This window comes from Streptomyces sp. NBC_00390 (assembly GCF_036057275.1).
Taxonomy (GTDB): domain Bacteria; phylum Actinomycetota; class Actinomycetes; order Streptomycetales; family Streptomycetaceae; genus Streptomyces.
Genome location: NZ_CP107945.1, coordinates 5,577,178 through 5,597,979, shown reverse-complemented (window position 1 = coordinate 5,597,979; position 20,802 = coordinate 5,577,178). Strand labels below are relative to the sequence as shown.

Genomic DNA, 20,802 nt, shown 5'->3' with positions numbered 1-20,802 from the left:
AGGTTGTGCCTGCGTCGCTCGGGCAACGCCACCGGCCGGCCGATCAATTCCCATGGGAGGATCAATTCTGTTCGAACGAGACACGAAGGAGTGCTTGTGCCCGGTGAGAATCTGTCCCGCGACGAGGCCCGTACCCGGGCCGGGCTGCTGTCCGTCGACGGGTACGAGGTTGCCCTCGACGTGCGTTCCGCGGTCGGGGAGGCCGAAGAGGGCTCGGGGCCGCGCACCTTCCGGTCGGTGACGACGATCCGGTTCCGGGCCGCCGAACCGGGCGCGTCGACGTTCGTGGATCTGATCGCCTCCGCCGTGACCGGCATCACACTCAACGGGGAGGAACTGGACCCCGCCACGGCCTTCGACGGCTCGAGGATCACACTGGACTCCCTCGCCGCCGAGAACGTCCTGGTGGTGGACGCGCAGTGCGCGTACAGCCGTACCGGCGAGGGACTGCACCGCTTCGTCGACCCGGAGGACGGAGAGGTCTATCTGTACACGCAGTACGAGCCGGCCGACGCCCGCCGGGTCTTCGCCACCTTCGAACAGCCGGACCTCAAGGCGCCGTTCCACTTCGAGGTGACAGCGCCCGATGCCTGGACGGTGTGGAGCAACGGCGAGGGCACGCGCGGTGAGGACGGCGTGTGGCGTTTCGCCCCGACCCGGCCGATCTCCACCTACATCACCTGCGTCGTGGCAGGTCCGTACCACTATGTGACCGACCTGTACGAGCGGGAGCTGGCGGACGGGACGACGCTGCGGATTCCGCTCGGCGCGATGTGCCGCAAGGGGCTGGCGAAGCACTTCGACGCGGACGACGTCTTCCTCGTCACCAAGCAGGGCTTCGACTTCTTCCACGACCACTTCGACTACCCGTACCCCTTCGGGAAGTACGACCAGGCCTTCGTGCCCGAGTACAACCTCGGAGCGATGGAGAACCCGGGCATGGTCACCTTCCGCGAGGAGTACATCTTCCGCGGGAAGGTCACGACGGCCTCCTACGAGCGCCGGGCGAATGTGATCCTGCACGAGATGGCGCACATGTGGTTCGGCGACCTGGTCACCATGCAGTGGTGGGACGACCTGTGGCTGAAGGAGTCCTTCGCGGACTTCATGGGGTCGTTCTCGATGGTGGAGGCGACGCGTTTCACCAACGGGTGGGTGACCTTCGCCAACAACCGCAAGGCGTGGGCCTACCGCGCCGACCAGCTGCCGTCCACACACCCGGTCACGGCCGACATCCGTGACCTGGAGGACGCCAAGCTCAACTTCGACGGGATCACCTACGCCAAGGGTGCTTCGGTGCTCAAGCAGCTGGTGGCGTACGCGGGGCGGGACGCGTTCCTGGAAGGAGCGCGGCGCTACTTCAAGCGGCACGCCTACGGGAACACGCAGCTCGGCGATCTGCTGTCGGTGCTGGAGGAGACCTCAGGGCGCGACATGAAGGCCTGGTCGCGGTCATGGCTCCAGACGTCCGGGGTCAACTCGCTGACGCCTCAGGTCACGTACGACGCGGGTGGCCGGATCACCGAGCTCGCCGTGGTCCAGGACGGGGCGGAGCTTCGTCCGCACAGGGTGGCGGTCGGCCTGTACCGGGTCGAGGGCACGGAGCTCGTGCGGTACGCGCGTGCCGAGGCCGATGTCGCAGGGGTGCGGACGGTGGTGGCCGAACTGGCCGGTGCGGAGCGGCCGGAGCTGGTTCTCGTCAACGACGATGACCTGACGTACTGCAAGATCCGCTTCGACGAGGGGTCGCTGGAGGCGCTGCGGGCACACCTGGGCGACATCACGGACCCGCTGGCGCGGGCACTGTGCTGGTCGGCGCTGTGGAACCTGACGCGGGACGCGCTGATGCCGGCGCGGGACTTCATCGACCTGGTGCTGACGTTCGCCGGCCGCGAGTCGGACATCGGTGTCCTGCAGATGCTGCACGCGTGGGCGCGGGCGGCGCTCGACCACTACGCGGCTCCGGCGTGGCGTGAGGAGGGCGGGCGGCTGCTCGCCGAGGGAGCGCTGCGGGAGCTGCGGCTGGCCGATGCCGGGAGCCAGCACCAGCTGACATGGGCGCGGTTCTTCGCGGCGGTCGCCCGGAGCGAGGCGGACTTCCAGCTGCTGACCGGGCTGCTGGAGGGCACGGCGAAGGTCGACGGCCTCGACGTCGACCAGGAGCTGCGGTGGGCGTTCCTGGAACCGCTGGCCGCGCACGGGGTGCCGGACGAGTCCGTCATCTCGGCGGAACTGGCCCGTGACGACACGGCATCGGGCAAGCGCCACCAGGTCCGCTGCCTGGCGGCGCGGCCGTCGGCGGCGGTCAAGGAACAGGCGTGGGCGGCGGTCGTGGAGTCGGACACCCTGTCCAACGCGCTGGTGGAGGCGACGATCGCGGGCTTCGTCCAGCCGGGGCAGCGGGAGCTGCTGGCGCCGTTCACACCGAAGTACTTCGAGGCGATCGAGCGGGTGTGGTCGAAGCGGTCGATCCAGATCGCGATGGATGTGGTGCGGGGCCTGTACCCGTCGCTCCAGGACGACGAGTCGACGCTGACGGCGACGGACGAGTGGCTGAGCACCCACGAGTCCTCGGCTCCGGCACTGCGCCGACTGGTCCTGGAATCCCGCGACGACCTGGCGAGGGCGCTGCGGGCGCAGGCGTGTGACGCGGGGGCGTCGGAGGGCTGAGCGGTGGGGAAGGGCAGGGATGTCCCCGCCCTTCCCGCTGCCGCCTTGCGGTGTCGGGGGCCCCGCTTCGCGTCACCGTGCCGGCCCCTGCCTCCGCGGGCGGCTGCTGCGCGCCGCGCGGGCGGAATCCGGCAGCGGAACGCGGAAGCGGTGCCCACTGCGGCGAGGCCCTGGGCGGCGCCCAGGGCCATCGCCCGACGGACCGGGAGCGGACCCCGGCGGGGCTGGGGCTCTGCTTTCTTTCGGATAGGACGGACCGTTGGCCGCGTCCGCAGCTGGGACGCCTCCCCCGCCCGAACGGATACGGGATGCGGACGCCTCCCACGCGGGCTACGGAGCGGGATACCTCCCCACGCCGAAAGGCCGTGGGGGTTGGGGTACTTCCCACGCCGAAGTCCGTGGGGCATGCCAGGGCCCGCGGGACCGGCAAGAACCGGGAGAAAGGCCCTGAGCCAGGGAATCCCGGGCAGGACGATGCCGCTGAACTTGCCCGGCAGCCATGGGATCCGGGGGCGTCAGCGGGCACGGCGCGCGCCCCCGCCGCAGAAGCCGGCCGGGGCCGACGAGGCGTGGCCGGCGCTGTCCGCCCCGTTCCCGCATGTCAGCCATACGGCCCAGCGATCCTGATCGGCAGTCGAACGCTTGCACTTTAGGGCAGGCTTGTACCGGAATGTCGACGGGCTTGTAACAGCGGTTAGCGGTCTGCGGAGGTGTGGGCATCTCCCCGGCATGACGCAGTCCAACACTCCCCTCTCCCCCCTCCCCCTCAGCCACCTCTCCGAGGTGCAGCAGCGGGTGATGTCCACATCGCAGTTGCGGGCGCTCGGGGTGACCCCCGCGCGGATTGCCGAGCAGTGCCGGGCCGGCGGGACCTGGCAGTTGATGTTGCCCGGGGTGTATCTGCTGCGGCCCGGGACGCCGACCAGCCAGGAGCGGCTGCACGGGGCGCTGCTGTACGCCGGGCGGCGGGATGCCGATGAGGCCATGATCACCGGGATGGCCTCGCTCGCCCTGTACGGCTTCTCCACCGCGACGCCGCTGATGTCGCTCGAGTTCATCGACGTGCTCGTGGCGCGTACCCGGCGGCTGCGGTCGGCCGGGTGTGTCCGGCTGGTGCGGGCTCATGCGCTGCCGGCGTCGCTGCAGATCACCGGGCTGCCGGTGGCACCTGTGGCGCGGGCCGTAGCGGATGCCGTCGCTCAGCTCACCGACGCCAAGGCCGTGCGCGCGATGCTGACCGAGGCCGTGCGCGGCGGCCACTGCGAACCCGCGATACTCGTAAGGGAGTTGAACGACACGCGGCTCCTCGATCTCCCCCATGTCGTCGGTGCGGTCGACTCGCTGCTCGCCGAGGGCCGGGCGCTGTCCGAGGGGCGGCTGTACGAGGTGGTGCGCGGGAACCGGCTCCCCGAGCCTTTGTGGAACGTGGATCTGCGGCTGCCCGGCGGCCCTCATCTCGGCGGGGTGGACGCGTACTGGCCCGAGCAGGCCGTCGCCGTGGAACTGGACACCCGTGCGCCCCGGCAGGACGACGACGCCAGGTGGTCGGCGTCCGTCCGCAAGCGGGAACATCTGGAACGGCTCGGCATCACCGTCGTCCACATCACGCCGCGCAAGCTCCGGGAGTCGCCGGATCAGCAGGCGGTCGTGGTCCGTACGGCCCTGATGGCCGCCGTGGACCGCGAGCCGGCAGCCTATGTGGTGGTGCTGCCGCGCTGAGCGGAGCGGCCGACCGGGGGCCTGGAGCGCCACAGCTCCAGCCCGACGTCGACCAGCTCGACCCGGTCGAGAGAGGGCAACGCCTCCAGCGGGAACCAGGCGGCGAGGTCCGTCGAGCCGTTCGTCTCACTGCGCAGCGAACCGCCGGCGATCCGCCCCTCGTACACGATCCGCAGCCCCTGGAAGTCCGCGACGGCCCCGAGCCGGCGCGCATAGTGGCGGCGGATCGAGTCCAGACCGAGCAGCGCGGTCATCTCCGCCGTGTACCCGGTCTCCTCCTCGACCTCGCGGACGACGGTGTCCAGCGGGTCCTCCCCGTGGTCCATGCCCCCGCCGGGCAGTGTCCACTTCCTGGTCCCGTCGCGGGCCACGAAGCGTGCCAGCAGTATCTGCTCCTTCTGTACGCACACCGCGTAGGCCGCGACCCTCAACTCCTTGTTCATCCCGTGAGGTTAGTCAAACAGGCGGGTTCGCGGGCGAGTACTCGGGCTGCGACCGGCGCGGCGGCGAAGCGCCTTCGGCCTGCCGCACCTGAGCCTTCGTGAAGCGGACGGTGCGGTCTCCGTCGGGCGCCGTGCTCGGTACGGGCCGAACCCGTGAGCGGGAGCGTGGTCCCGTGCTCCGGTCGAGCAGCAGCATTCCGGCGCGCGGGTCCTGCCCCGGGTTCCCCAGGGTCAGGACCATCGCGTGGCCCGGTAGTCGGCCGGCTGAACAAGGCGGGCGAGTGCACCCGGACGAAGCCGGGGTTCCCGCCTTGATGGCCGCCTCGACGCCGTACTCGGTGCCGGTGGGTACCCGGGGCTGTCGGCGAAGACCCGTTCGGTCTCGTGGGCCGGAGTCCGAGGATCGCCGGCGACGGGCTTGATGCCACCGCCCATGGCGTCCCGGCACTACGTCAGACTCACGAAAGCTGACCGTCCGGTTCCGCCCCCGGTACGGACCAGCCCCCGTCCGGCCCCCTCCAGCGCGGCGTTTCATCCCGGTTTGATCCTCATGGCGCATACTCCGCAGTGGCGGATGTGCGCCATGGCTGCTTCCCGCCTTCAGCAACTCTCCACAAACCCCTGTCATTTACGAAAGGGTGAGCGGTCATCCGGCACCGAATTCCGGACCCTCTTCTTTCACAAACAGGGATGCTGATGACCCCCGAGTCCCAGAGCTCCATAAAAGGGCGGAGACGCGCGGCACGCGTGGCAGCCGCAGCCGGTCTCGTGGCCGCGCTGGTCGCCACCGGCGCCGCACCGGCGTTCTCGGCGGGTGCCGCCGACGACCCGGCAGGCTCCGCCCCCGTCAAGGCTTCCACCGACAAGCTCGGTACGGCCGACGCCGATCTGCTCGCCCAGGCCGAGGCCAAGGGCCAGAAGAGCGTCACCGTGATGGTCGCCACCGCGCCCGGCGCGACCGAGCAGGTCTCGGACCAGCTCGACGCGGTGCCCGGCGCCACGGTCGGCAAGACGGACGACAAGCTCGGTTACGTACGGGCCACCCTGCCGACCGCCAAGGCGGACGCCGCACTCAAGGCAGCCCAGAAGCTGTCCTCCGTGCACGGGATCGACCTCAAGCACGAGATCAAGCTGGACGACCCGACCCCGGACGGCCTGGGCACCTCGCCCGGCACGGCCGGGATCGCCACCTCGCCCAATGGCTCCCGCACCTCGGGCGCCACGGCCGGAAGCTACCCGGCGCCGGGCAAGCGCACGCCCGCGAAGAACCCGTACAACCCGTCCTTCGAGACGGGCGCGGTGGAGTTCGTCGAGGACCACCCCAAGGCCGACGGCCGCGGCGTGACCATCGGCATCCTCGACTCCGGTGTCGACCTGGGTCACCCCGCACTGCAGAAGACCACCACCGGCGAGCGCAAGATCGTCGACTGGGTCACCGCGACCGACCCGGTCGCCGACGGCGACGGCACCTGGCGCCAGATGAACGTCGAGGTCACCGGCCCGACGTTCACCGCGGACGGCCGCACCTGGACCGCCCCGGCCGGCTCGTTCAAGTACCGCAAGTTCGAGGAAGCCGCCACCAAGGGCGGCGACATGGCGGGCGACCTCAACCGCGACGGTGACACCACCGACGTGTGGGGCGTCCTCTACGACGCGGCCGCCGGCACCGCCCGGGTCGACCTGAACAACAACGGCGACTTCGGCGACGACGTGGCGATGAAGCCGTACAAGGACGGCTTCCAGATCGGCTACTTCGGTACCGACAACCCGGCCACCGAGGTCGTCGAGCGCATCCCGTTCGTCATCGAGATCCGCAAGGACGTGGTGGTCGACGCGGCCGGCACGAAGTCCGACTTCGTCAACATCGGCGTCATCGAGGGCTCTCACGGCACGCACGTCGCCGGTATCACCGCCGCCAACAGCCTCTTCGGCGGCCGGATGAACGGTGCCGCGCCTGGCGCCAAGCTGGTCTCGTCCCGCGCCTGCACCTGGAGCGGCGGCTGCACCAACATCGCGCTCACCGAGGGCATGATCGACCTCGTCACCAACCGCGGTGTCGACATCGTCAACATGTCGATCGGCGGACTGCCGCCCCTCAACGACGGCAACAACGCCCGCGCCGAGCTCTACACCCGGCTGATCGACACCCACGGCGTCCAGCTGGTCATCTCGGCGGGCAACGAGGGCCCGGGCACCAACACCATCGGTGACCCCGGGCTGGCGGACAAGGTCATCTCCGTCGGCGCCTCGATCTCCCGGCAGACCTGGGCCTCCAACTACGGCTCCACGGTGGCCAAGCCGTACGCGATGCTGCCCTTCTCCTCCCGCGGCCCGCGCGAGGACGGCGGCTTCACGCCGACCATCACCGGTCCCGGCGCGGCCGTCAACACCACCCAGACCTGGTCGCCCGGCGGCCCGGTCAAGGAGGCGGGCTACGCGCTCCCGGCCGGCTACTCCATGCTGCAGGGCACGTCGATGTCCTCGCCGCAGGTCGCCGGTGCGAGCGCGCTGCTGCTCTCCGCGGCCAAGCAGCGGAAGATCGAGCTGAACCCGGCCGATCTGCGCACCGCGCTGACCAGCACCGCGCGGAAGATCAGCGGTGTCCAGGCGCACGAGCAGGGCGCCGGCCTGATCGACATCGTGGAGGCCTGGGAGGCCGTCAAGGACGGTGCGACCGCCCACGAGTACAAGGTCAAGGCCCCCGTCGACACCTCGATCGACTTCGCGCTCAAGGAGCCGGGCTTCGGCACCGGTCTCTACGACCGCGAGGGCGGCCTGAAGGCGGGTCAGAAGAAGACGTACGACGTCACGATCACACGCACCACCGGTCCGGACCGTCCCATCGAGCACGAGCTCGACTGGAAGAACAACGACGGCACCTTCCGGCTGCTCGGTGACGACGAGGTCGACCTGCCGCTGAACCAGCCGGTCACCGTCAAGGTCCAGGCACGCCCCGGCTCCGCCGGTGTGCACAGTGCGATCCTCGAGGCCGACGACGAGGACACCGAGGGCGTCGACAAGCAGATCCTCGCCACGGTCGTGGTCGCGGGCGAGCTGGCGAAGCCCGGCTACTCCCTCTCGGCGAGCGGCTCGGTCCAGCGCAACAGCTCGAAGTCGTACTTCGTCAACGTGCCGGCGGGCGCCAAGAACCTCGAGGTCGCCCTCGGCGGACTGAGCGCGGGCAGCCAGACCCGGTTCATCTCGATCCACCCGTACGGTCTGCCGGTCGACGAGAACTCGACGACCTTCTGCTACCCGAACTACGACAACCCGGCCAACACCTGCCGCCCGGACGTGCGTTCGTACGCCGAACCGCTGCCCGGTGTCTGGGAGATCGAGGTCGAGTCGCGGCGTACGTCGCCGCTGCTGGACAACCCGTACAAGCTCGATGTGACGGTGCTCGGCGCGGACTTCGACCCGGCCGTGAAGACGCTGCCCGAGGCGAAGATCGGCACCCCGGCGCCGGTGAAGTGGAACGTCTCCAACGGCTTCGCCGCCATCGACGGCAAGCTGGTGGGCGGTTCACTCGGCTCCGCGAAGGTGGAGCGTCCGACCATCGGTGAGGGCGACCAGCAGGTGCGGACCGTCACCATCGGCGAGGGCGTCGAGCGGCTCGACGTGGCCATCGGCTCCCCGGCCGACAACGGCGCGGACCTCGACCTCTACGTCATCAAGGGCGGGGCCGTGGTCGGCCAGGCCGCCGACGGTGACTCCGAGGAGGCCGTCAGCCTGGTGAAGCCGGCCGCGGGCACGTACACCGTCGTCGTCGAGGGCTACTCGGTCCCGGCCGGGACCACGGCATTCGACTACCGCGACGTGTACTTCTCGGCAGCGCTCGGCTCGGTCAAGGTCGACGCCACCCCGGTGAAGCTCCCGGGCGGCGCGACGGCGGAGGTCGCCGCCGAGGTCATGGTGGCGAGCGAGGCACCGGCCGGCCGGCAGTTCTTCGGCGAGGTGCAGCTGCAGAACGCGCGCGGCACCGCCGCGGGCACCGGCAGCGTGGTGATCGAGAAGGTCACGCCGTAACGGTGTGAACGGCACGAGGGGGCGGGCGCCCGAAGTGGGCGCCCGCCCTTCGCCGTTGCCTGCTCAGCTTTTCTGCCTGCCTAGCCACGGTCCCGGCACTCGACACCGCGCGCGCCGGGCAGCGCCTTCTGTACCCACTTGCGGCCGTAGTCGAGGCGGTCGCGCACGGGGCCCACGTCGTCCCCCACGGGCGGCAGCGGGGCGGCGTCACCCTCCCGGAAGGTGATCGGGTCCTCGCCCGGGAACCGGGAGACCATGACGAGCATGCGCACGCCGCTCCGGAAGTACCCGTCCTCGCCGTCACCGGACGCGGTGAAGGTGATGTCCCGCCGCGCGCGGTACTGCGGTGTGTACGAGCGCTCCACGACCAGGTCGACCCGCAGTCCCCTCCCGCCGCCCAGCGCCTTGACCTGCGCCACCGTGCCCTCCACGATGTACGCGGCACAGGCGACCTGGCCCTCCGGTGTGAGCTTCGCCGAGTCCTCGGCGAAGGCGCCGGCTCCACCGGCTCCCGTGCCGTTGTGCGCGCCGAGGTACGCCCCTGCGAGGCCGACCGCTGCCGTGGCCACCGACGCCGCGAGGGCCATGACGAGCCTGCGCCGCCCGCGCGCCGGCCTCTGCGCCGCGCGTGCGGCGGGCTCCCGCGCGAGGTGGTCCCCGATGAACCTGAGCTGCTCACGCAGCAGCGCCGCGTCGGCCGCCGCCGCCGCGACCTGCGGATCGCGCTCCGCATCCGCCGGCACCGGCTCACCGATCATCGCGAGTGCCACCGGATCCATGCCGTGCCTGTCCACCGTCACACCACCTCCTCGGCCCGCAGCCGCTTCCGCATCACGCGCATGGCGGTGTGCAGCCGGCTCTTGACCGTTCCCTCGGGGATCTCCAGGGCTTCGGCGATCCGGGCCAGGGGCAGGTCCGCGTAGAAGCGCAGGACCACCACCTGGCGCTGCTCCAGCGGCAGCGCCTCGAGCCCCTCGGCCACCGTCAGCGCCAGCGCGCTGGCCTCCTCGCCGCCCCGCTGCACCGTCTCCCACGGCCTCAGCGCGATCAGCCGCTCGTCGAGCCGCTCCCTCCTGCGCCGCGCCCGGTGCCAGTCGGCGGCGACGTTCGAGGCGACGACGGCGCACCAGGCGGCGGTGTCCCGCGGGGCGCCGCCTTCCTTCGCCCGGGCCTCCATCACCTTGAGCCGTACCTGCTGCACCCCGTCCGGCAGGTCCGCGTGCGCCATACCGCCCAGCGCGAGGATCGCGCGCACCCGGTCCACGAGCGCTGCGTCCAACGGGTCCTCCCCCGTTCCCCGGGGTCTCCTCCACAGCGCCACCCGCGCCTCCCTCCCGCTTGCTGCCACCTGTGACGCGGGAGGGAGGCGAAACGTTCGGCTCGTCTCGCACTTCGGGCAATGGATTGGACAAGACCGCCGGGGACATACGCATCATGGAGCAGCACCCAGGCCAGCAGAACTGTACGAATCAGCACGAAGGAGTCGTCGTGAGGGTCGGAATCGTCGGAGCCACCGGTCAGGTCGGCACGGTCATGCGCAGGATCCTCACCGAGCGGAAGTTCCCGGTCGACGAGCTGAGGCTGTTCGCCTCGGCCCGGTCCGCCGGTACCGTCCTCGACGGTGTGACGGTCGAGGACGCGTCCACCGCCGACTACTCCGGCCTCGACATCGCCATCTTCTCCGCCGGTGGCGCGACCTCCAGGGCGCTCGCCGAGAAGGTCGCCGCACAGGGTGCCGTCGTGATCGACAACTCCTCCGCCTGGCGCCGCGACCCCGAGGTCCCGCTCGTCGTCTCCGAGGTGAACCCGCACGCGATCAAGGACCGCCCCAAGGGCATCATCGCCAACCCGAACTGCACGACGATGGCCGCGATGCCGGTGCTCAAGCCGCTGCACCAGGAGGCGGGGCTGACCGCCATGGTCGCCACCACGTACCAGGCCGTGTCGGGCTCGGGCCTCGCGGGCGTCGCCGAGCTCGACGACCAGGTCAAGGCCGTCGCCCCGCGCGCCACCGAGCTCACCCACGACGGCGAGGCCATCGCCTACCCCGAGCCCGGCGTGTACCGGCGCCCCATCGCCTTCAACGTCCTGCCGCTGGCCGGCTCGATCGTCGACGACGGCTCCCACGAGACCGACGAGGAGCAGAAGCTCCGCAACGAGTCCCGCAAGATCCTGGAGATCCCGGACCTCAAGGTGTCCGGCACCTGCGTCCGCGTCCCGGTCTTCTCCGGCCACTCGCTCCAGGTCAACGCCCGCTTCTCGCGTCCGATCTCCGTGGAGCGCGCCTACGAGCTGCTGAAGGACGCGCAGGGCGTCGAGCTCTCCGAGATCCCGACCCCGCTCCAGGCGGCGGGCAAGGACGCGTCGTACGTGGGCCGTATCCGCGTGGACGAGACCGTCGAGAACGGCCTCGCGCTCTTCCTGTCCAACGACAACCTGCGCAAGGGCGCGGCGCTGAACGCGGTGCAGATCGCGGAGCTGGTGGCGGCGGAGCTGCGCGGCTGAGACAGCAGTCCGAGGGGGCGGGCGCCATGGGGGCGCCCGCCCCCATGGCGTTCCGAGAGCCGGCTGACGCCGCAGCGGCGCGTCGACGCCGGCCATGCGCTGCCGCGGCACCGAGCCGGTGCGTCGAGCGAAGGCGCTCCCACGCCGTCGCGCGGACCTGCTCGCACTGCGCCGTGGATCCGTGGCCGGACCGCACTCGGCTGCCGGGAGCACCACCTGGAGCGGGTGGGCACGAGAAGTGTTCGAGGTGGGCGGCACAGCGGTGATCACGCCGCGGCCGGCCGCGGCCACCACCGCGTTGGCACCGCGGCGCTCACCGCGGCGCCGACGTCCTGCGGTAGGCCGCGTCGATCGAGGCCAGTTCCTCCGCGGTCAGCACGTCCTCCACCCGCTCGAAGCCGTCCGGGGCGCGCTCGGCCACGGCCCGCAGCAGGCGATCGGCAGGCATCTCACGCATTGCCGTGACCAGGGCGTTCACCGGGGCGGTGCGCTGCTGCTCGTACGCGCGCAGGCCCGCCGGGACCGAATGGGCCGCGGAGAGGCAGCGCGCCAGCGCCCGGGCGTCGAGGATTGCCTGCGAGCCGCCGTTGGAGCCGATCGGGTACATGGGATGGGCTGCGTCACCGAGCAGGGTGACGCGTCCGGCGCCCCACTGCTCCAGCGGGTCCCGGTCGGCCATGGGGTACTCGAGGATCTCGCCGGTGGCGGCCAGCAGGGCGGGTACGTCCAGGCCGAGACGCTCGAGCCGCCAGTCGGCGAAGTGCGCAAGGACGTCGTCGAGACGCCCGGTGCGGTTCCAGGCGGCGCCCTCCACCGGGCCCGGGGTGCCGACGCGGACCTCGGCGACCCAGTTCAGCAGCGCCTCGCCGCGGCGCTCGGCGCGGCGCGAGATGGGGTAGACAACCAGCTTGGCAGTGGCGTTGCTGCCGGCGATGACCATCGTGCGGCCGTCGAGGAACGGCTCGCCGAGGGCGGTGCCACGCCACATCCGGATGCCGTTCCACAGAGGGAGCCGCTGCTCGCCGGGGTGGAGCCGCCTGCGGACCGTGGAGTGCAGTCCGTCCGCGCCGATCAGGGCGTCGGCGCGGACGGTGGTGCGGGCGCCGCTCTCCACGTCACGCAGGGTGACCTGCAGCGCGTCCCCGTCTCCCTGCCCGTCTTCGTGCCCGTTCTGCTCGAAGCCGTCCAGCGCGGTGCCGGTACGTACGGTGTCCGGACCCAGCCGGTCGCGTGCGGCGTCGTACAGAAGCTGCTGGAGCTCGCCGCGGTGCAGCGAGTACTGGGGCCACGCGTGCCCCGCCGCGCGGCCCCTCGGCTCGGCCCAGATGCGGTTGCCGTGCCGGTCGAAGTGGACCATCTCGGCGGTGGGGACGGCGATTTCGGCGAGCGCGTCGCCCAGGCCCAGCGCGGTCAGCTCGGCGACGGCGTGCGGCAGCAGATTGATGCCCACGCCGACGGGCCGCAGTTGCCGGGCGGACTCGGCCACCCGGGGGCGCAGCCCCGTCTCGTGCAGGGTCAGGGCGCAGGTCAGCCCGCCGATACCGGCCCCTGCGATCACGATGTCGGCACTCATGTGCGCTCCCCCTCGTCCATGCCGGCGTGCGGCGACCGTCGCCGACGATTCTCCCGGGCGGACGACGGCCGGCGCGTGGAAGGATGACTCGAAACATCACATACCGAGGAGATGACCGGGTGCCTGGCACAAACCTGACCCGTGAAGAGGCGCAGCAGCGGGCGCGCCTGCTCACCGTTGACTCGTACGAGATCGACCTCGATCTCTCCGGGGCCCAGGAGGGCGGGACCTACCGGTCCGTGACCACTGTGCGCTTCGCGTCGGCCGAGGCCGGCGCAGAGAGCTTCATCGACCTCGTCGCGCCCGCCGTGCACGAGGTCGTGCTCAACGGGAAGTCGCTCGACGTCGCCGCGGTCTTCCGCGACTCGCGGATCGCGCTGGCCCATCTGCACGAGGGCGACAACGAGCTGAGGGTGGTCGCGGACTGCGCGTACACCAACACCGGTGAGGGTCTGCACCGCTTCGTCGACCCGGTGGACCAGCAGGCGTATCTCTATACGCAGTTCGAGGTGCCCGACGCACGCCGGGTCTTCGCCTCGTTCGAGCAGCCTGATCTGAAGGCCACGTTCCAGTTCACCGTGAAGGCGCCCCAGGACTGGACGGTGATCTCGAACTCGCCGACGCCGGAGCCGAAGGACAACGTCTGGCACTTCGAGCCGACGCCGCGGATCTCGACGTACATCACGGCGCTGATCGTCGGGCCCTACCACTCGGTGCACAGCAGCTACGAGAAGGACGGCCGGTCCGTCCCCATGGGCGTGTACTGCCGTCCTTCGCTGGCCGAGTTCCTGGACGCGGACGAGATCTTCGAGGTCACCCGGCAGGGCTTCGACTGGTTCCAGGAGAAGTTCGACTACCCGTACCCCTTCGCCAAGTACGACCAGCTGTTCGTGCCGGAGTTCAATGCGGGCGCGATGGAGAACGCGGGCGCCGTGACCTTCCGCGACCAGTACGTCTTCCGTTCGAAGGTGACGGACGCGGCGTACGAGCGGCGGGCCGAGACGATCCTGCACGAGCTGGCCCACATGTGGTTCGGCGACCTGGTCACCATGGAATGGTGGAACGACCTGTGGCTGAACGAGTCGTTCGCCACCTTCACCTCGGTCGCCTGTCAGGCGTACGCGCCGGGCTCCAAGTGGCCGAACGCGTGGACCACGTTCGCGAACTCGGAGAAGACCTGGGCGTACCGGCAGGACCAGCTGCCGTCGACCCATCCGATCATGGCCGAAATTCGCGATCTCGATGACGTTCTCGTGAACTTCGACGGCATCACCTACGCCAAGGGTGCGTCCGTTCTCAAGCAGCTCGTCGCCTATGTCGGCATGGACGAGTTCTTCACCGGCGTGCAGGCGTACTTCAAGGCGCACGCGTTCGGGAACACGCGCCTGCCCGATCTGCTGGGCGCGCTGGAGCAGACGAGCGGCCGGGATCTGAAGACCTGGTCGAAGGCGTGGCTGGAGACCGCCGGTATCAACATCCTGCGGCCACAGGTCGAGACGGACGCGGACGGTGTCATCACCGCGTTCGCGGTCAAGCAGGAGGCCCCGGCACTCCCGGCGGGCGCCAAGGGCGAGCCCGTGCTGCGCCCGCACCGGATCGCCATCGGCCTGTACGACCTGGACGAGGCCGGGAAGCTGGTGCGCACCGAGCGCAAGGAGCTGGACGTGGACGGGGAGCTCACCGCCGTGCCCGCCCTCGTCGGCAAGGCCCGTCCCGCGGTGATCCTGCTCAACGACGACGACCTGTCGTACGCCAAGGTCCGGCTCGACGAGACCTCGCTGAAGAACGTGACCGAGCACCTGGGTGACTTCACCGAGTCGCTGCCGCGGGCACTGTGCTGGGCCTCGGCCTGGGACATGACCCGTGACGGCGAGCTGGCCACCCGTGACTACCTGGCCCTCGTCCTGTCCGGGATCGGCAAGGAGTCCGACATCGGCGTGGTGCAGTCGCTGCACCGCCAGGTGAAGACGGCGATCGACCTGTACGCGGCGCCGAACTGGCGCGAGGCCGGTCTGACCCAGTGGACGGACGCCACCCTGGCTCATCTGCGGGCGGCCGAGCCGGGCAGCGACCACCAGCTGGCGTGGGCGCGGGCGTTCGCCGCGACCGCGCGTACACCGCAGCAGCTGGACCTGCTCGAGGCGCTGCTGGACGGCTCGGAGACGATCGAGGGCCTGGTCGTCGACACCGAGCTGCGCTGGGCGTTCGTGGAGCGCCTCGCCGCGGTCGGCGTCTTCGACGAGGAGGAGATCGCCGCGGAGTACGAGCGGGACAAGACCGCCGCCGGCGAGCGCCACGCGGCCACCGCGCGGGCGGCGCGGCCCACCGACACGGCCAAGGCCGAGGCATGGGCCGCGGTCGTGGAGGGCGACAAGCTCCCGAACGCCGTGCAGGAGGCGGTGATCGTGGGCTTCGTGCAGACCGACCAGCGTGAGCTGCTGGCCCCGTACACGGAGAAGTTCTTCGCGGCGGTCAAGGATGTGTGGGAGTCGCGCAGCCACGAGATGGCCCAGCAGATCGCGGTGGGCCTCTACCCGTCGCTGCAGGTCTCGCAGGCCACGCTGGACACGACCGATGCCTGGCTGGAGTCGGCGCAGCCGAGCGCGGCCCTGCGCAGGCTGATTTCGGAGTCACGCGCGGGCGTCGAGCGGGCGCTGAAGGCTCAGGCGGCGGACGCGGCCGCGGGCTAGGTCGTGTCTGACAAATAGCGCCGTCCGCCCGCAGGGCGGGGTGCGCGGCGTCCGGTGCGTGCAATCGCAAGGCGGTGGGGCTACCGCCCGGCCGGAGGCTGGGGGAGATCATCCTCGTACTGGACGTACTTGGATGACTCCGACAACGCAGCTGGGGATACCTCCAGGCGAAGCTCTGGGGGAGTGCGTGCCGGGCGTCGCGCACCAGGCGGGATTCGTCAGACACGGCCTTGGCCCGGAAATTTCACTCAGGGGCGTCCCGGACCGTACGGTCCGGGACGCTTTTTCATGGTCTGGACCACACACAATGCGCCACCTTGATGACCCCTCGTCAAACTCCTTCTGGGAACCCGGATATGCTCCCGCCCGTTCGTTCATATGATCTTTCTCGTTAGATTCTGAGGATGCTGATGGTTCGACAGGGAACGTCGACCGGAAGTCCGAGGCCCCCGGCCGGTCTGATCTGGCAGCTGCCTGTCGTCGCCACGCTCGCGGCGGCGGTCCTGGCCGTCACCCAGGTCCCCGGCTCGGCTCGGACCCCCGTGGTCATTGTCTCGGTCGCATCGGTCGTCGCAGTCGCGCTCGCCTGCGCGGAACTCATGCGCCGGGGCAGGCTGATGGCCGAACTGCGGGACCGGCTCGCGAAACAGGAGACCGAGCTCGACCGCCTGACGGCCGAAACGGCACGCCTCGCCGGTGAGTTGCTGCCCGAGGCGGTGGAGCAGCTGCGCAAGGGCGAGTTCCCGGAGGACGTACTGGCCTCGCTGGACGTGCCCCCGGCCCACCAGGCGGTGCTCAGCTCGGTCGTCAACGCGGTCGTCGCCGAGGACGACCTGCGCGAGTCCGCCCAGCGCGCGTTCGTCAACATCGCCCGCCGGGTCCAGGCCATCGTGCACCAACAGGCCCAGGAACTGCGGGAGATGGAGGACCGGCACGGCCAGTCGCCCCAGGTCTTCGGCGACCTGCTGCGCATCGACCACGGCACCGCGCTGATCGGCCGCCTCGCCGACTCGATCGCCGTGCTCGGCGGTGCGCGGCCGGGCCGTCAGTGGAGCAAGGCCGTGCCGCTCTACAGCGTGATGCGTGGAGCGATGAGCCGCATCATCGACTACCAGCGCGTCGAGCTGCACTCGGTCTCCGAGGTCGCGGTCGTCGGCACCGCCGTCGAGCCGCTGATCCACGCTCTCGCCGAGCTGCTCGACAACGCGACCCGCTACTCGCCGCCGCAGACCAGGGTCCATCTGACCGCCGTCGACGTGCAGTCCGGCATCGCGATCGAGATCGAGGACGGCGGCGTCAGCATGAGCGAGGAGGCCCGCAAGCGGGCCGAGCGCATGCTGCGCCAGGCCCAGCAGGGCATCGACGTCAACGACCTCGGTGAGACGCCCCGGCTCGGTCTCGCGGTGGTCGGCCGGCTGTCGCAGGCGTACGGCTTCCAGGTCTCGCTGCGCTCGTCGGCCTACGGCGGTGTGCGTGCCGTCCTCATCGTCCCGCAGGACCTGATCACGGCGGCCACCTCGGCGACCGGCCTCGCCCACGGCATCGGCACCGCGTCTGGTCCGCGGCCCGCCGGCTCGGACACCTTCGAGCGCATGCCCCGGCCCGTCACCGGGCCCACCGCGGCCCAGCCGCCTGCCGAGGACGAGGTTGTGATGGTCACCGAGCGGACCCCCACCGGTCTGCCGCAGCGACGCCGCAAGAACCGGGTGACCGCGCCGGCCCCCGCACCCGCCGCGGCCGCATCCGCCGAACCCGAACCGGACTCCGCACCTGCCGTACAGCCCGGCATGTGGCTGGCAGCGTTCCAGAGCGGCCTGTCCGGTGACACCCCCCAGACGAGTAAGGAAAACAACCAGCCATGATTCAGCGGCAGTCCAACCAGACCAACATGGACTGGATGCTCAAGGACCTGGCGGAAGGAGTGCCGCAGACGAGGAACGTCGTCGTCCTGTCCGCCGACGGTCTGCGCATGGCCCAGTACGGCGCGGAGAACGACACTGCCGACCGACTGGCCGCCGCCTGCGCCGGACTGCAGTCCCTGGCAGCCGCCGTGGGCGCCGAACTCCCGCACGGTGACGGGAAGATGCGACTCGTCGTCATCGAGATGGACGGCGGCTTCTTCTATCTGATGGCGGCGGGCTCGGGCGCGTATCTCGCCGTGCTGGCCGACGAAGGCGTCGACGCGGGGCTGATGGGGCAGCGGATGCGGGACCTCGTGCTGCGGATCGGAGAGCACCTGAGTACGCCACCGCGGCATGAGGGACAGACCGCGTGAGTGACGCGGGCGGGGGCTGGGAGGAGAGCAGTCCCGAGCGGCTCTACGTCATCACCGGCGGTCGCAGTGGTTCCTCCACGCCCAGCGCGCTGGACCTGGTCACACTGATCGTGGCGAGATCGGGGCCCAAGCCCGGTATGCAGCCGGAGCACGCCGCGATCATCCGGATCTGCCAGGCACCGCTGTCGGTGGCCGAGATCTCCGCATATCTGAGCCTTCCGGTGAGTGTTGTCACCGTGCTGCTCAGCGACCTGCTGGCCGAGGACCGGGTGCTGGCCCGCGCACCGGTCCAGCCCGCCCTTCTCCCCGACCGCGCATTGATTGAGGCAGTGATCGATGGACTTCAAAAGCTCTGAGCAGGCCGTGGGGCCGCGGAGCGAGGACGTGCTGCCGGAGACGGCCACCGCCGCAGTCAAGGTGGTCATCGTGGGCGGCTTCGGCGTCGGCAAGACGACGCTGGTCGGCTCGGTGAGCGAGATCAGGCCGCTCACCACCGAGGAGACGATGACCCAGGCCGGGGTCGGCGTCGACGACACCCAGGGTGTGGAGCGCAAGACCTCGACGACCGTGGCGATGGACTTCGGGCGCATCAGCATCAACGAGGAGCTGGTGCTCTATCTGTTCGGCACACCGGGCCAGGAGCGCTTCTGGTTCCTGTGGCGCGGTCTCTTCGAGGGCGCGCTGGGCGCGGTGGTGCTCGTCGACACACGCAGGCTCGAGGTCAGCTTCGACGTCATCGGCCGGCTCGAGGAGCGCGGCGTGCCGTTCGTGGTGGCCGTCAACACGTTCCCGGACGCTCCGAACTATCCGATCGAGGATCTGCGCGGCGCGCTCGATCTTCCGGCGAACGTGCCGATCGTCCCGTGCGACGCGCGGCTGCGCGGCTCCAGCCGGGATGTGCTGATGACGCTCATGCGCTACCTCCAGACCCTCGCCGCGGCACAGGAGGCGTCCTGACGGCGCCCCGTGGCGGCCGTGTGGCCTGATCTGGCCTGCGGGCCCGGCATGGACGATGCCGGGCCCGCAGGCGCGTTCGGTTCCGGTTGTACCGGCGCCCGCCCCCCGGGCGCCCGGCATCCGGGCGTCGTGCGCCGGCGGCCCTGGCGTCGGCAGCTGTTCCGCTCCCGTCGGCTGACCGCGGGTAACAGTCCCAAGTGTTGCCGTTTTACTGCCGAGTTGTCCTATTGGATCGGCCATCGTGGCTGAGTACGATGCGCAATTGTTGATCACTGTGTGGTGCACGTGGTGGGTGTTGCGTCAGCGTGGCCGTGACACCACCCGCACCTGGGCATCGAGAGGCAGGCCGTAGTGGAGCCCGATCCGACAGTTCCGCCGATCTTCTCTCCCATCCCTCCGGCGATCCACCCACGCCACGCGGACATCGATGTCCAGACAGCGGCCTGGGCCGAGACGTTTCGTATCGGATCCGAGGAACTGCGCGGCAAACTGGTCCGTCAGGACATCGGCACCTTCTCCGCGCGGATCCTGCCGGAGGGCCGGGAGGAGGTCGTCTCCCTGCTCGCGGACTTCGTCCTGTGGTTGTTCGGCGTCGACGACGGCCACTGCGAGGAGGGCGAACCGGGCCACCGGCCCGGTGACCTGGCGGGCCTGCTGCACCGGCTGCTGCGTATCGCGCAGAACCCCGAAGCCCCCATGCTGCTGGACGAACCGCTGGCGGCCGGCGTACGGGACCTGCGGCTGCGCGTGGACCGCTACGGCACCGCCGGGCAGACCGCCCGCTGGGTGGACGCGCTGCGGGAGTACTTCTTCTCCGTGGTCTGGGAGTCCGCCCACCGCCGTGCGGACACGGTGCCGGACCTCAACGACTACACCCTGATGCGGCTGTACGACGGCGCCACCTCGGTGGTGCTGCCGATGCTGGAGATGGGATACGGCTACGAACTCCAGCCGCACGAGCGCGACCGTACGGCGGTGCGGGCCGTGGCCGAGATGGCGTCCTTCATCATCACCTGGGACAACGACATCTTCTCCCACCACAGGGAGCGCAGCGGTCTCGGCTACTACCTCAACGTCCTGCGGGTGCTGGAGGAGCACCACCGGCTCACCCCCGGACAGGCCCTGGACACCGCGATATCCCAGCGGGACCGGGTGATGTGCCTGTACATGAAGGTGAGCGAGCACCTGGCCAGGACGGGCAGCCCGCAGCTGCGCCAGTATCTGCACAGCCTCTCCTGCTTCATACGCGGCGCCCAGGACTGGGGCATCAGCTCGGTGCGCTACACCACGCCGGACGACCCCGCGAACCTTCCCCCGGTGTTCCGGGACACGCCGACCGACGACAGTGACCAGCCCCTGGACATCCCGGCGGTCGCCTGGTGGTGGGACCTGCTGCCGAAGGAGGCGACGCCGCCCGCGCGGCGCATCCCCGTGCAGCAGGGCGTGTGAACGGACGGCCGGGCGGCTGTTGCTCCGCCCCAGGCCGGATGTCCGCCGTGCCGTGAACCCGCTGTGCCGCCGGGCGTGCTCTCGGGCTCAGCGCGCCCGCTGTGCCGCCGGGGCCGCCGCAGCGCGACGGGGGCGACGGCGACGATCGCGATGATCCAGCGCCAGAACGCCGCCTGCACGGGCGGTACGGAGTCGTGCAGCGCGCGGGAGGTGACGAAGCTGCCGGACCAGACGACCGTCGCGGTCGCGGCGAGCAGCAGCCCGGCGCCCGGGGCACACCGCCGCACACGCCGGTGCGCGCGCCCCGGTTCGCCCGTGCGGACCCCCTCCAGATCTGTCGTCACGGCCATCCCTCGCCTCCGTCGCCCCGCAGGGCGTGGCAACCATCGGGATCACCGTCACATCGCGCGACTTCTCAGGTCCGTCGAATCTTTTCGATCATTCCGTGAAGCCGAACTGAACGGTCCGGAGGATGGGGACATGACGAAGGCGCCC

The 20,802-nt window shown here is 70.6% G+C and carries 14 protein-coding genes and 1 pseudogene; 10 read left to right on the top strand and 5 right to left on the bottom strand.

Annotated features, from left to right (window positions below; genetic code table 11):
• Nucleotides 1-96 precede the first annotated feature (96 nt).
• Together pepN (OHS70_RS24595) and OHS70_RS24590 are read left to right on the top strand one after the other, a co-directional pair.
• Nucleotides 97-2,670: an aminopeptidase N gene (gene pepN / locus OHS70_RS24595; protein ID WP_328400562.1), complete on the top strand. Its 2,574-nt coding sequence runs from the start codon at nt 97-99 to the stop codon at nt 2,668-2,670.
• A 729-nt stretch (nt 2,671-3,399) separates the two neighbouring features.
• On the top strand, nt 3,400-4,389 hold the full coding sequence (locus tag OHS70_RS24590; RefSeq protein ID WP_328400560.1) for a hypothetical protein: 990 nt from the start codon (nt 3,400-3,402) through the stop codon (nt 4,387-4,389).
• On the opposite strand, the gene OHS70_RS24585 is transcribed toward OHS70_RS24590, so the two are convergent.
• On the bottom strand, nt 4,365-4,832 hold the full coding sequence (locus tag OHS70_RS24585; protein ID WP_328400558.1) for an NUDIX hydrolase: 468 nt from the start codon (nt 4,830-4,832) through the stop codon (nt 4,365-4,367). The two genes, OHS70_RS24590 and OHS70_RS24585, sit on opposite strands and share 25 nt — an antisense overlap.
• A 690-nt stretch (nt 4,833-5,522) precedes the next feature.
• On the opposite strand from OHS70_RS24585, the gene OHS70_RS24580 reads away from it, so the two are divergent.
• Nucleotides 5,523-8,858 (top strand): S8 family serine peptidase, encoded by a 3,336-nt coding sequence (locus tag OHS70_RS24580; RefSeq protein WP_328400556.1) that lies wholly within the window; start codon nt 5,523-5,525, stop codon nt 8,856-8,858.
• Nucleotides 8,859-8,938: 80 nt separating this feature from the next.
• Here the strand turns inward: OHS70_RS24580 and OHS70_RS24575 are convergent, their stop codons facing one another.
• Together OHS70_RS24575 and OHS70_RS24570 are read right to left on the bottom strand one after the other, a co-directional pair.
• Nucleotides 8,939-9,658 carry a hypothetical protein gene (locus tag OHS70_RS24575; protein WP_328400554.1) on the bottom strand — a complete coding sequence of 240 codons (720 nt, stop codon included), beginning with the start codon at nt 9,656-9,658 and terminating at the stop codon, nt 8,939-8,941.
• Complete coding sequence (locus OHS70_RS24570; RefSeq protein WP_443062650.1) at nt 9,655-10,179, bottom strand: sigma-70 family RNA polymerase sigma factor; 525 nt, start codon at nt 10,177-10,179, stop codon at nt 9,655-9,657. The genes OHS70_RS24575 and OHS70_RS24570 overlap by 4 nt, the downstream gene beginning before the upstream one ends.
• 167 nt (nt 10,180-10,346) lie before the next feature.
• On the opposite strand from OHS70_RS24570, the gene OHS70_RS24565 reads away from it, so the two are divergent.
• A complete protein-coding gene (locus OHS70_RS24565; protein ID WP_328400552.1) occupies nt 10,347-11,363 on the top strand; it encodes an aspartate-semialdehyde dehydrogenase in 1,017 nt (338 codons plus the stop codon).
• 313 nt (nt 11,364-11,676) lie between these two features.
• Here OHS70_RS24565 and OHS70_RS24560 read toward each other — a convergent pair whose 3' ends face one another.
• Nucleotides 11,677-12,936, bottom strand: coding sequence for a flavin-dependent oxidoreductase (locus OHS70_RS24560; protein ID WP_328400550.1), 1,260 nt, complete (start codon nt 12,934-12,936; stop codon nt 11,677-11,679).
• Nucleotides 12,937-13,055: 119 nt separating this feature from the next.
• Here OHS70_RS24560 and pepN (OHS70_RS24555) point away from each other — a divergent pair, with 119 nt between their 5' ends.
• The 6 genes from pepN (OHS70_RS24555) to OHS70_RS24530 all read left to right on the top strand — a co-directional run bounded on the left by pepN (OHS70_RS24555) (nt 13,056) and on the right by OHS70_RS24530 (nt 20,307).
• Nucleotides 13,056-15,626 (top strand): aminopeptidase N, encoded by a 2,571-nt coding sequence (gene pepN, locus OHS70_RS24555; protein ID WP_328400548.1) that lies wholly within the window; start codon nt 13,056-13,058, stop codon nt 15,624-15,626.
• Between the two features lie 410 nt (nt 15,627-16,036).
• Complete coding sequence (locus OHS70_RS24550; protein WP_328405874.1) at nt 16,037-17,488, top strand: sensor histidine kinase; 1,452 nt, start codon at nt 16,037-16,039, stop codon at nt 17,486-17,488.
• Nucleotides 17,485-17,901: a roadblock/LC7 domain-containing protein gene (locus OHS70_RS24545; RefSeq protein WP_328400546.1), complete on the top strand. Its 417-nt coding sequence runs from the start codon at nt 17,485-17,487 to the stop codon at nt 17,899-17,901. The genes OHS70_RS24550 and OHS70_RS24545 overlap by 4 nt, the downstream gene beginning before the upstream one ends.
• Nucleotides 17,898-18,257 (top strand): DUF742 domain-containing protein, encoded by a 360-nt coding sequence (locus tag OHS70_RS24540; RefSeq protein ID WP_328400544.1) that lies wholly within the window; start codon nt 17,898-17,900, stop codon nt 18,255-18,257. Before OHS70_RS24545 ends, OHS70_RS24540 begins: the two co-directional genes overlap by 4 nt.
• Complete coding sequence (locus tag OHS70_RS24535; RefSeq protein WP_328400543.1) at nt 18,238-18,858, top strand: GTP-binding protein; 621 nt, start codon at nt 18,238-18,240, stop codon at nt 18,856-18,858. Before OHS70_RS24540 ends, OHS70_RS24535 begins: the two co-directional genes overlap by 20 nt.
• A gap of 351 nt (nt 18,859-19,209) precedes the next feature.
• Entirely contained in the window at nt 19,210-20,307 is a 1,098-nt protein-coding gene (locus OHS70_RS24530) for a selina-4(15),7(11)-diene synthase (protein WP_328400541.1), read from the top strand.
• Between the two features lie 104 nt (nt 20,308-20,411).
• Here the strand turns inward: OHS70_RS24530 and OHS70_RS24525 are convergent.
• A pseudogene (locus OHS70_RS24525) lies at nt 20,412-20,657 on the bottom strand (DMT family transporter); the annotation flags it as partial.
• Between the last annotated feature and the right edge of the window lie 145 nt (nt 20,658-20,802).